This window comes from Parendozoicomonas verongulae (assembly GCF_009711465.1).
Lineage (GTDB): Bacteria > Pseudomonadota > Gammaproteobacteria > Pseudomonadales > Endozoicomonadaceae > Sansalvadorimonas > Sansalvadorimonas verongulae.
Genome location: NZ_SMME01000858.1, coordinates 46,226 through 57,136, shown reverse-complemented (window position 1 = coordinate 57,136; position 10,911 = coordinate 46,226). Strand labels below are relative to the sequence as shown.

The window sequence follows — 10,911 nt, the reverse complement described above, 5'->3', positions numbered from 1 at the left end:
TATGCGAAAGCAATGGTCCGGGTACTTATGTACTAATTCAAACGCCCTTCACTGGATAGCAGCCAGATCATCATGGTTTCACCGATTTCCGCCAGTTCCTTACGTGTGAGCTGGAGGTTTTCCATCAAATCAGCCGGATGATCGAGGTTGACGAAGTTTTTCTGAAAAATCCACTCGGCAGGATCAGAGCCTTCCCGCTTTTTAACGGTGTCCATCATCATACCAAGCATGCCGTCAGGGCGCTCTTCCAGCGAGACGACTATTCCATGGCGAGCTTTCCTGGGTAATTCCTTTTTCTTTGACATATCCAGAGCGATTCCTGTAAACAGCAATCGCTCTGAGGACGGGTAAGGAGATTACTCTCCCCAACGCGGCATAAGCGACTGCTCAATGCCCAGCTGGTTCAGTATACGGGCGACTACAAAGTCCACCAGATCACCGATACTCTCCGGCTCGTTGTAGAAACCGGGGCTGGCCGGCAGTATCACTGCCCCCATACGAGTTAGCTTGAGCATATTTTCCAGATGTATTTCCGAGAATGGCGACTCCCTGGGAACCAGAATCAATTGTCGCCTTTCCTTTAAAGCTACATCGGCCGCTCGCTCGATGAGATTATTACTTGCCCCCGTCGCAATAGCTGAAACCACCCCCATGCTGGCTGGGCAAATCACTATTTTGCTGGGAGCACCACTGCCGGAGGCCACCGGAGACATCCACTGTTCTGGCCCGAACACCCGAATCTGCCCCTCTCTGGCCCGATAGCGATCTGTCAGAAAACTCTCCATCAGCTGTGGCCGTGCCGGCAGGGGCACATCCGTTTCCGTGGCCGACACCAGCTGTGCGGCCTTGCTGATCATAAAGAAGACATTACGATCCGCTGCCACAAGGCACTCCAGCAGCCGCCAGGCGTATTGAGCGCCGGAAGCACCAGTCATGGCGAGGGTCACAGTTTCTCTGTTATCTGTGGTCATCTGCGTCTCTGAGAGCGTCTGTCAGTTTTTTATGAATGCCACCAAAGCCGCCATTACTCATTATGACGATATGCTCATTTGGCTTGCGGGTGGCTACCAGATACTCCACCAGCTCATCAATATCCGAGACGGAATGGCTTGGAACCGGGCTCATGGCCATTTCCTCTTCCAGAGACCAGTTCAAACCCGGAGGCTCGTACCAGATCACATCCGTAGCTGCAGCAGTGGCCTGAGCCAGCTGGCCTTTGTGAATGCCCATCTTCATGGTGTTGGAGCGAGGCTCGATCACCGCACGAATCAGGCCGCTTTCACCGATACGGGCACGCAAACCTTTCAGCGTTGTGGCAATAGCTGTTGGGTGATGGGCAAAGTCATCATAAACCCGCACACCATCTTCACATTCTGCCAGAAGCTCCATACGGCGTTTGATACCACGGAACTTGCTCAGAGCTTCACAGGCCACTTCCGGGGTCACACCTACGTGGCGAGCTGCCAGAATCGCAGAGAGTGCGTTGTTGCAGTTGTGCTCGCCGGTCATATTCCAGCTCACGACACCGGCTTCTTTGCCGTCCATAAGAATACAGAAGGCGCTGTGATCGGGTTTTATCAATTCGGCGTGAACACCTTCACCATCACCAAAACGGCACACTTCACTCCAGCAGCCTTTGTCCAGAACATCATCAATATTCTTGTCAGAAGCGGGTGCAATCACCTGCCCACTGCCGGGAATAATGCGCACCATATGATGGAATTGCTTTTTGATATCGTCCAGAGAATCAAAAATATCCGCGTGATCGAATTCAAGGTTATTCAAGATCGCAGTGCGGGGATGGTAATGAACGAATTTGGAGCGTTTATCAAAAAAGGCCGTGTCGTATTCATCGGCCTCAATAACAAAGAAAGGCGTTTCACCCAAACGGGCAGAAACTTCAAAATTACCGGGAATGCCACCAATCAAAAAACCCGGTGTCATACCGGCATATTCAAGAATCCAGGCCAGCATGCTGGAGGTGGTGGTTTTTCCGTGGGTACCAGAAGCCGCCAGAACCCAGCGGTCCGGTAAGATATGATCCGAAAGAAACTGAGGCCCCGAGGTGTAAGGCAGCCCCTTTTCCAGCATGTATTCCACCGCCGGGTTACCACGGCTTATGGCATTGCCCACCACCACGAGGTCTGGGGCCGGATCCAGTTGCTGGGGGTCATAGCCGACATGAAGGGCTATCCCCTGCTCTTCCAGCTGGGTGCTCATAGGCGGATATACGTTCTGGTCTGATCCGGTGACGGTATGACCGGCTTCTCGGGCAAGCAGGGCAAGACTACCCATAAATGTGCCACAGATTCCTAAAATATGTACGTGCATCAGCCTATTATCATTTGCCATGGGAGAGCGTTGCAACACTCACGCTAAAAACGAACACACTCACACAGCACCAACCAAAAAGTTAAAAAATCGGTAACATTTACATTTGTCAGACCATGCGAAGCCGGAGACTTTCCAGTATGATGGCAGCCATTCTGCAGCATCAATAATAAAATACATATGGAACTTAGCTGCAGGCTTTGCTGAATTTTTCAGGAGTTTGCTCGGGATGACCGTCAAAAATGCTTTTTACGCCCAATCAGGTGGCGTAACAGCTGTAATCAATGCCTCTGCGTGCGGTGTTCTCGAAGCTGCCCGGCGCCACCCGGATAAAATTGGCAAAGTGTACGCTGGCCACAACGGCATTCTTGGTGCGCTGCGTGAAGAGTTGATTGATACCAGCCTTGAATCCAGTGACACTATCGCGGCTCTGCGTCACACTCCTGGAGGAGCCTTTGGTTCCTGCCGTTTTAAAATGTCTACCGTTGAAGCCAACGAAGTTCAATATCGTCGCCTGATTGAAGTTTTTAAAGCCCATAACATAGGTTATTTTTTCTACAACGGTGGTGGTGATTCTATGGACACTGCCCACAAGGTTTCTCTCTACAGCCAGAAAATGGGTTATCCCATTACCTGTATTGGTGTTCCCAAAACCGTAGATAATGACCTCCCAGCCACCGACACCTGCCCGGGCTTCGGCTCTGTGGCGAAATACGTGGCCACCTCTATCAAGGAAGCGTCCCGAGATATTGAATCCATGCATGAAACCTCTACCAAGGTGTTCATTATGGAAGTGATGGGCCGTAATGCTGGATGGATTACCGCTGCGGCGGCGCTGGCTATGGAAGAAGAAAATGATCCACCCCATATGCTGCTGTTTCCGGAAGTGGACTTCTGTCGTGAAACCTTCCTCGCCAAGGTTGAGCGTATTGTAGAAGAGCACGGTTACTGCGTAGTCGTAGCGTCCGAAGGTGCCCACTATGCCGACGGCACATTCCTGTCTGCATCCCGGACAACCGATGCTTTCGGCCATGTTCAGCTAGGTGGTACTGCACCGATTCTGGCGCGTATGGTAAAAGATTCCCTCGGTTACAAATACCACTGGGCGGTTATCGATTACCTGCAGCGTGCTGCTCGCCACCTGGCATCTGCCGTAGATGTGGAGCAGGCCTACGCCGTAGGCAGCACGGCCGTGGAAATGGCCCTGAGCGGTAAGAACGGCGTGATGGCCACTATTGTCCGTGAAGAGAGCGAGGGCGATGAGTATGTATGGAGCATTGGCAGCGCACCACTGGAAATGGTTGCCAACGTGGAAATGAAGATTCCGGATCACTTCATTGCTGGTGATGGCCTGCACATTACCGAAGAGTGCCGCGAATACCTGAAGCCTTTGATTCAAGGAGAAGACTTCCCTCCTTTCAAAAATGGTGTTCCTGTTTTCGCCAGGCTGAACAAGCAGTTTGTTGAAAAGAAGTTGGAAGCCTTTGATGTTTAACCAGTAATCGCATCCGGCAGGATATTTTCTCCTGCCGGTTTTAACGAATAAGAATAGATCCCACCACTGCTCCCCGAGTACAGCATCAATATCCCCGTTCTGTTCGCCCTGCAAATAAAAGACCACTGTCGTGTGACCCTTGGTACAGTAAGCTTCCCAGCAAAAAAAATTCGGCAAATTTTACGACAACCTTCTAGTATTCGTGCTCTTTCTTTGAGCAAATAGTGAGTCCTCTTTGAAGACTCCTAAGCACCCGAACTATTGCATTCTCATAATGATGGTGAGTGGATTTTTTCCCCCTTACTTAACTACCGCCCCTTCTTTAAGACGGTATGGCTATGACCACCCTTCGATTTCACTACATTACCTTTCTGTCACTCTTTTTGCTGAGTATTTTTCTGGTTATCCAGACTGTATACAGCGCTGAATATGAGACCTTTTCTGTACGTTTTGCCAAAAGGACACCAGGGGGGATGGAGCAAAGGGTATTCCCGGCTATTTCCGAACATCACCCCGATAAGGGTTACTTTATTGGCCCTCTGTTCATGGACAACGACCAGTCAACGCTCGCACTGGAAGTTACCCCCCACCAGGATGGCATTCTTGTCATGCTCAGAGTCTTGCCAGTAGATGAGCACACCCTTGCAACGATGCAAGCAGGAATACCAGTTACGGGGCTCTATCTGAAGCAGGACAAAAATAAAGTCAGATACCAGCCTGTTGATCTGTATGAACGTCTAACAGGCGAAAGAAAAGAAATTCATATTGCCACGGAGTATCAAGGGGCAAAACTTGCTGCAACAGCAGTCGGCAGACAAAGCACCATAGTGCCGGACCCAATAGCCGTGCTGAACTATCTGATTGAAAATCACAAAAGACGGGCCTTTGATGACACTTCGGTAAAGGATAAAGCTATTGCCGACTTTGGAGAGACGGCAGGAGACATGGTTGATGCTTTGGATACCATATTTTCTCAACAACCTTCTTCGGGTGAAGAGTTGCTCACCTTCCTTGCTGAAGGTGAGCTGGAGACGCTTCAGGTAGATGGCCACTACGTCCTGCCTGTACGTCATTTTGACTCCTCTTTGGCTAGTCCTGCTATTCAACAGAGAGATATAAGCCCACAGCCCAACAGATTGAACCCCACACCCAGAAAAATCATCACAACCTATTCACGTGATGATATGCCTGACCTGGGCCACCTGACCTCGTCTTTCAGTATTGAGGGCCCGGGCGATATTATGTTCTTTCGCGAAGATGGCACTTCCGCTCAGGGAGATCAGTACTTTTTCCAGGTCAAGGAAGATACTGCTAACAATGGGCTGGTTGTTGCCCTGCATCGTCTGCACCGTCCAACGGTTGAAGAGTCTGCAGAGTTTCAACCTGCAGACAGGGCACCCCTCTATTTATACATAAATGAGCACGGTGCCATCCTGAAAGGGCTTGATGAAAAAACCCATGATTCCATCATATTCAACAGGCCTTTCAGTAAGCTTCGTGAGGCAGTCACTTTCATCAATCAACTTGAAACCATTAACTACGTTCCCCTCGCCAATATGATGTCAGAGTGGGTGGCAACGCTTCAGGAACAGAAAAACGCGAAGCCTCCGGTTCTGGACGAAATACTGCTGCGGTACTGCTTTAGTGGTGGTTTCACTTCAACACAGAAACTCCACACCCGCATATCCTTCGATCCCCCTCCGGAAAAGGTAATGCTGAATATGGGCTTTAAGGATTCCCGTATTCACACGTCCATGCTCACCTACCCATCGCTGCCAGCAAAAGGCATAGTGCCCCATAGCATCTATATGAAAGATGAGTTCGGAAATCTCTCCGAGTACTCCATACATGTGCGGCAATACTCATCACAGTCGTACATTGCCACCCTGCACCAATGGGATAAAAAAGGACTCATCAAAGACCACGAAAGAAATCACTCCGAGCTGTTGATGAACGGTAAGAGTGATGCTCTGGCCACCCTGTTTGTGGAATACACTGGCCCGGGCGTCATGTTTGTTCATTTGGTGGACAGGGAGAATCAAACACAGATCGCAACACAGGTTGATACCGAGTGGGATCCAGAGATCGACAGGATCAGTTTATTGCCCGTAACGCTACCACCCGATACAACAGTCCGTGTCAACCTGCCTGCTCTGTCTCTGTGCACAAATATACTGGCCCACGCCTCAAGTGGAACGTTCAAAGGGATGATTGATACCAGCCAGCTCTCACACCTGACTCATCCGCAGCCCCTAACCGGCCACTCTGATTCACTCGGGGCTTACCAGACAGCAGTCTCCCGGGAAGTGGATGTTGTACCTCACTATCGCAACGTCATATCGCGAAATCTTTTGGGTGCAATAAAAGTCCCCTTTCGCTTCGCCAAAAGGCATCCAAAAACAACCCTTGCTACCGGGGCAGGCCTCACTGCAGCACTGGCGACAGGGGCGTATATGTATCCTGAAACCGTGGCAGCCGTTATGGAGGCAGCCAGTTATGCCACTGCCGCTGCAGGAACGACTGCTTATGCCTATGCTCAAAGTCTGCTACAGCTCGGGAAAGAAGGAGAACCACAAGGCCCTGTCGTGAAGGGAGAAGAACCACAGGACCCAGGCGTCAATGAAGGATGTGTACAGAGTTTTTTTTTACATGCTGAACATTCCTGCGTGAACTGGGAATGCAAATATGACCCTGATAGTGAGGCGGTTATTACCGTAAAGTATCTTCCCACAAGTGATATCCCTGTCTTCGACTCTGAGCCCAGAAGAGATATCGATGTCGATAAGCCTGTCGTCGCCTGTGGCAACGAAACGGCCTATGTCACTAATCCCTGCCTTCGGTGGGATCCGAAATGTCGGCAGAATCCCCCCCCAAAGATAATTGCCAGGTTGAAGACAAGACTTGAGGATGGCAAAAATATCCTGAAAACAGAAGTCTTGGAGGCTCAATTCCCAAACCGGTGTAAAAATAAGAGTCCCCGAATCAGTCGGTACACGCCACCCAACACAAGTACCAGCCCTATTCCTTATGCTACAGACACAGAGAGTATGCCGTATTCTGAGTCTGAAAACTCTGGTGTACCGTCTCCATCACGTCCAACGGAATCACTGACAGACATACCGCCTATCCATACGGAAGGCTGCCCCTTCATATCAGCACTTAAGGAACGTGTACAGGCACCAACCACTGATGCTGATGGCAACCCCCTGCCACTAACACCCATCGTTTTAAGACAGACGGACTGTCCTTTTGTGAGCCGAGAATTGAAGTCTATGTCGAGCCTTCTGGAATCCGGGTCTGCAGTCAGTACCATAATGCCACAACCATCCTCTACCTCTACTTTCGATGAAATGAAAGTCGTACCGAAGGAAACCAGTGCCCTCCCCAAAGGGGTTACACCGTAAATTAACAAGCAGCCCCTCAATCCGCTCCGTTATGGGGCGGTTTGGGTACTTATTGAATCAATGCGGGCCAGTACAAGTCGCCTTTTATGATGAAGCTGCGATAGCTCTGCATCCAGAGTTTTTGAATAGACTCGTCGTAGTTCAGATAGAGCTTGTCATCCACAATCCTCCAGTGTTTGGGGTCACCTTTAACCAGATCATTTTTCACAGCCACAGCCCAGGAGCAGTGCCCGCCATACTGAGGAGCGTATTTCTCTGGGTTTTCCCTGAAAAGGTTTAAGTGCGCCGGAGAAGAGAACAACCAATTCGCCCCCTTCCATTTATAAGAGTACTCACTGTTTCCCGGAACAGCCTCTCTTTGGGTAAAGAAGGCCACTGTATCGTAGCCCCCAACAGCATCATTATTCCACAGGCTGGTGTAGATTCTGTCGTCACTGATAGCTTGCTGGGTAAACAGGCTTGTCAGTATAAACAGAAAGGCTATTAATGCGGATTTCATGACTATGGCTCCTTTTATTATTTGATACGGCGAGTCCTTTTCACCGGATTCACACTCTGTTTGTCAGTTCACTTCCCGATCTATCCAGATAGCAATCTGTTCAGCGATCCTTTCCCACCCTGGCTCCGAGTGCAGTTCATGTGCATGGTCATTGAACAAATGAAAACTGGCACCATAGCGATCAGCCGTTTTATAACAGGTGGAAACAGACGTCAGCCGGTCTTCTTTCCCTGCCACCACAAGCATAGGAATATCCGGAGTAGACTCCACACGGGTACTTTTGTGAGGATCCAGCCACCAAAACGCGATTTCGCAGGCAGCCCTGCCGGATTCAAAAACCATATCCTGGTAATGAGCCACCTGCACTTCATCTGGTTGTCTGTTAAACAAACCATAAGCTGCAGCCTTTGGGGAGGGTTTGTGAGCCGTACGCCAGAAGCCCCGCTTCATAAGGATGGCAGCAAAGGTTTTTAGAACACTGTAACGAATTGCTAATAGCCCTGCAGGTGCTGCCGGTGCAAGCAATACAGCGCCTCTCCCCAAACCTTTTCCGGCCAGAAGGAGCGCTAGCAGGCCACCCATAGAGTGCCCGATCAGCAGCGGTTTGTCCGGGAGAGACTCGATAAAGCTAGAGAGATCCTCCACATAGTCTCGTATGCTGAGACGACCAACGTCGTTCAGATTCTGCGCAGTGTGATGATGTCTGAGAGCGGGAGTATGAACTTCATAGCCTTGCTGAAGGAAGAAGTCCCGAAAGTTGTGCCATACGCTGGGGGTTCCCCACATGCCGTGTATAAAAACAATGGGCGGGCGTTTCGTCATAACAGGGCTGAATGTTGTTATTCTCTAGTCCATATTAGTGAATAGAAATACACGTCGCAACACTGTTGCCTGTAGTTCTCTTCTGGTTATTTAGTGACACCTTCCCAGAAGGCTTTTGCTTTGTCACCAAAGTCCTCACCCACTTCCCTGGCATCGGCAGCGGCTTCTTTTGCTGTTTGTGCGCCACTGGATATGGAGCAGGATACACGCTCACCAAGGCATTGCGCCTTGCAGGTTTTCAGGCCGGACTCATCGTTAATGTTTGTAATCTGACATTGGGTCTCACACAGATTCTGCTTTTGTTCACAGCTCAGAATATCAGCTCCGTGAGCCCCAAATGGCACCAGTGACATACAAACTACAAGTGCTGGAAGTGCTGCCTTCACATTCACGACGATCATCCCCTGTAATGATTAAATACCAGACAATTCTCGCATAACAACTCACGGTTCAAGTACCCTGTTATTGATCCGATTTATGTTTGGCGTATAGTTCAAACTCTCCCGCCACATTGAAATCTGTTACGGAACACCGCGTGGAATACAAAACAGTCACAATGCCCGCTACTCGTAATATTGCCCTGGTCGCCCACGACAATATGAAGCAACCACTGCTGGAGTGGGTCACGGAACACCGCGAGCAAATTGCTCAACACACTCTGTATGCTACAGGCACCACCGGTAACATGATCAGCACCCGTCTGGGGTTGGAAATTGAAAAGCTGATCAGTGGCCCTCTGGGTGGGGATCAGCAGATTGGAGCTATGATTGCAGAGGGGAAGATCGATACTCTGGTTTTCTTCTGGGACCCTCTGGAAGCCCAGCCCCACGATCCGGATATCAAGGCACTGCTGCGACTGGCCGCAGTTTGGAACATCCCCGTTGCCTGCAATCGTGCCACTGCAGATCTGCTGGTGACTTCATCTCTGTTCAGCTCATCGTTTAAGCGGGTTGCACCAGACTATGAAGCCTATAAGTCTGGTCGTCCAAACTAACTCAGCCCTCTTATGAAAAACCCGACATGGTTTCTTACTCAGTGTCGGGTTTCACAATCATTTATTTGCCATTAACAGTGGCCTTTTCCCGAATACCCGGCGAATACTCTGCCCGCGCATCAGCAGATTAGGCAGAGCCACACCAATCGCCAGACACAGAAGAATAAACGCCGTTGTCAGACCATTGCTGATAATGTTCATCAGTAATGCCTGATCCATTTTCGCGGCGCGGGTAAACTCCAGTACACCCAGCATAGTTCTGTAGGCAAACACCCCGGGCACCATGGGAATAACAGCCGGCAAGGAAAAAACAGCCGTGGGCGTATGATAAAGCCACGCCAGAACCATACCGCAGAGCCCTACACACACCGAGGCAATAAAAGAGCCTTCAATCACACTCCAGCCAATGTGCATAAGAGAGAACTTGACAGTTATACCAAAAGCCCCCAGCGCTGCGGTAGCAAGTAAAGTTCTGGCCGGGACACTGAAAAAAACTGCAAAGGCCGCAGCTGTCATTGCAGCCATGGCCGCTGTTTCCCCAGACGACAGTAGATGATTAAGCCACTCACTCATATGGAAACACCCACAATCTGCATACCAAGAAGCATGCCGCAAGAGAGGGAAAACGAGATGGCCGACCCCATTACCAGACGAGCCAGACCAATGGTCATATAGCCGTTAATCAAATCCATAATACCGTTGATCAGCGGCACCCCGGGAATCAAAAACAGCACTGAAGACGCCACAGCCAAATCACTGCTCCTCCCCAAGTGCAAGCTGGTCGCCATACCACCCAGCACGGTTGCAGTCATGGCGGAAGCCATCACCACGAGAAAGAAATTCACATTCCATTTCGTAAGCTGCATGCGCACAGACAACGCAACACTGGACGCCACAACGGTTGCTATAACAACCAGCCACTCAGCGCCCGCAATCCGTGCAAGTGCGCCACATCCCAGACCAATCATCAACAAAATGATCCACCGGGGGTAGTGTGGCAACGCTTTAATCACCTCAAGCTCCTGATAAATCTCTGCAATACTTAGTCGCTCGCTCTCCACTCTCCAGGTTAGCCGGCTGATAGCAGCCAGTGTGGAAAGGTGCACACCGTGGGCCGATACTCGACCAAACAGGGTTGTAGACTGCTTATCTCCGTGAATAGTCAGAGTCAGGCCGGAAAAGGCCACAAATATATCGGGTTCATAACCAAACGCAGCAGCAACACGCTTCAGGTTGCGGATAGTTCGCTCGGTATGAGCACCAGATTTAAGCAACAAGACTCCGATATCTATCAGCAATCTGGCAACTTCACGGGCCGAAGCCGTAGACATGAGTTGTCTCCGAATAAGGAATTATTGAGTTTAAG

Annotated in this window: 11 protein-coding genes; 3 read left to right on the top strand and 8 right to left on the bottom strand. The window is 50.2% G+C overall.

The window, feature by feature from the left end; all coding sequences use genetic code 11:
• Nucleotides 1-32: 32 nt before the first annotated feature.
• The 3 genes from E1189_RS16805 to mpl are packed head-to-tail and all read right to left on the bottom strand — an operon-like array spanning nucleotide 33 to nucleotide 2,331.
• A complete protein-coding gene (locus E1189_RS16805) occupies nucleotides 33-305 on the bottom strand; it encodes a hypothetical protein (RefSeq protein ID WP_155161730.1) in 273 nt (90 codons plus the stop codon).
• 51 nt (nucleotides 306-356) lie between these two features.
• Nucleotides 357-971, bottom strand: coding sequence for a flavin prenyltransferase UbiX (locus E1189_RS16800; protein ID WP_155161728.1), 615 nt, complete (start codon nucleotides 969-971; stop codon nucleotides 357-359).
• Entirely contained in the window at nucleotides 958-2,331 is a 1,374-nt protein-coding gene (gene mpl / locus E1189_RS16795; RefSeq protein WP_155161726.1) for a UDP-N-acetylmuramate:L-alanyl-gamma-D-glutamyl-meso-diaminopimelate ligase, read from the bottom strand. Before mpl ends, E1189_RS16800 begins: the two co-directional genes overlap by 14 nt.
• 229 nt (nucleotides 2,332-2,560) lie before the next feature.
• On the opposite strand from mpl, the gene E1189_RS16790 reads away from it, so the two are divergent.
• Entirely contained in the window at nucleotides 2,561-3,826 is a 1,266-nt protein-coding gene (locus tag E1189_RS16790) for a 6-phosphofructokinase (protein WP_155161724.1), read from the top strand.
• Nucleotides 3,827-4,299: 473 nt separating this feature from the next.
• On the top strand, nucleotides 4,300-7,230 hold the full coding sequence (locus E1189_RS16785) for a hypothetical protein (protein WP_230460473.1): 2,931 nt from the start codon (nucleotides 4,300-4,302) through the stop codon (nucleotides 7,228-7,230).
• Between the two features lie 49 nt (nucleotides 7,231-7,279).
• On the opposite strand, the gene E1189_RS16780 is transcribed toward E1189_RS16785, so the two are convergent.
• From E1189_RS16780 to E1189_RS16770, 3 genes are all read right to left on the bottom strand, one after another.
• Nucleotides 7,280-7,729: a YHS domain-containing (seleno)protein gene (locus E1189_RS16780; RefSeq protein ID WP_155161720.1), complete on the bottom strand. Its 450-nt coding sequence runs from the start codon at nucleotides 7,727-7,729 to the stop codon at nucleotides 7,280-7,282.
• Between the two features lie 63 nt (nucleotides 7,730-7,792).
• Nucleotides 7,793-8,551, bottom strand: a complete 759-nt coding sequence (locus E1189_RS16775) for an alpha/beta hydrolase (protein WP_155161719.1) — start codon at nucleotides 8,549-8,551, stop codon at nucleotides 7,793-7,795.
• A gap of 86 nt (nucleotides 8,552-8,637) precedes the next feature.
• A complete protein-coding gene (locus tag E1189_RS16770; RefSeq protein ID WP_155161717.1) occupies nucleotides 8,638-8,904 on the bottom strand; it encodes a hypothetical protein in 267 nt (88 codons plus the stop codon).
• A 203-nt stretch (nucleotides 8,905-9,107) separates the two neighbouring features.
• Between E1189_RS16770 and E1189_RS16765 the strand changes: the two genes are divergently transcribed.
• Entirely contained in the window at nucleotides 9,108-9,545 is a 438-nt protein-coding gene (locus E1189_RS16765; RefSeq protein ID WP_155161734.1) for a methylglyoxal synthase, read from the top strand.
• 57 nt (nucleotides 9,546-9,602) lie between these two features.
• Here the strand turns inward: E1189_RS16765 and E1189_RS16760 are convergent, their stop codons facing one another.
• Nucleotides 9,603-10,118, bottom strand: a complete 516-nt coding sequence (locus E1189_RS16760; protein WP_155161715.1) for a threonine/serine exporter family protein — start codon at nucleotides 10,116-10,118, stop codon at nucleotides 9,603-9,605.
• Entirely contained in the window at nucleotides 10,115-10,876 is a 762-nt protein-coding gene (locus E1189_RS16755) for a threonine/serine exporter family protein (protein WP_155161713.1), read from the bottom strand. The genes E1189_RS16760 and E1189_RS16755 overlap by 4 nt, the downstream gene beginning before the upstream one ends.
• Between the last annotated feature and the right edge of the window lie 35 nt (nucleotides 10,877-10,911).

What these genes read in the sequence shown, in the direction of transcription:
- E1189_RS16760 (WP_155161715.1), bottom strand. Translation starts at nt 10,118, where the DNA reads ATGAGTGAGTGGCTTAATCATCTACTGTCGTCTGGGGAAACAGCGGCC.
- E1189_RS16770 (WP_155161717.1), bottom strand. Translation starts at nt 8,904, where the DNA reads ATGTCACTGGTGCCATTTGGGGCTCACGGAGCTGATATTCTGAGCTGT.
- E1189_RS16805 (WP_155161730.1), bottom strand. Translation starts at nt 305, where the DNA reads ATGTCAAAGAAAAAGGAATTACCCAGGAAAGCTCGCCATGGAATAGTC.
- E1189_RS16785 (WP_230460473.1), top strand. Translation starts at nt 4,300, where the DNA reads ATGGAGCAAAGGGTATTCCCGGCTATTTCCGAACATCACCCCGATAAG.
- E1189_RS16780 (WP_155161720.1), bottom strand. Translation starts at nt 7,729, where the DNA reads ATGAAATCCGCATTAATAGCCTTTCTGTTTATACTGACAAGCCTGTTT.
- E1189_RS16790 (WP_155161724.1), top strand. Translation starts at nt 2,561, where the DNA reads ATGACCGTCAAAAATGCTTTTTACGCCCAATCAGGTGGCGTAACAGCT.
- mpl (WP_155161726.1), bottom strand. Translation starts at nt 2,331, where the DNA reads ATGCACGTACATATTTTAGGAATCTGTGGCACATTTATGGGTAGTCTT.
- E1189_RS16800 (WP_155161728.1), bottom strand. Translation starts at nt 971, where the DNA reads ATGACCACAGATAACAGAGAAACTGTGACCCTCGCCATGACTGGTGCT.
- E1189_RS16755 (WP_155161713.1), bottom strand. Translation starts at nt 10,876, where the DNA reads ATGTCTACGGCTTCGGCCCGTGAAGTTGCCAGATTGCTGATAGATATC.
- E1189_RS16765 (WP_155161734.1), top strand. Translation starts at nt 9,108, where the DNA reads ATGCCCGCTACTCGTAATATTGCCCTGGTCGCCCACGACAATATGAAG.
- E1189_RS16775 (WP_155161719.1), bottom strand. Translation starts at nt 8,551, where the DNA reads ATGACGAAACGCCCGCCCATTGTTTTTATACACGGCATGTGGGGAACC.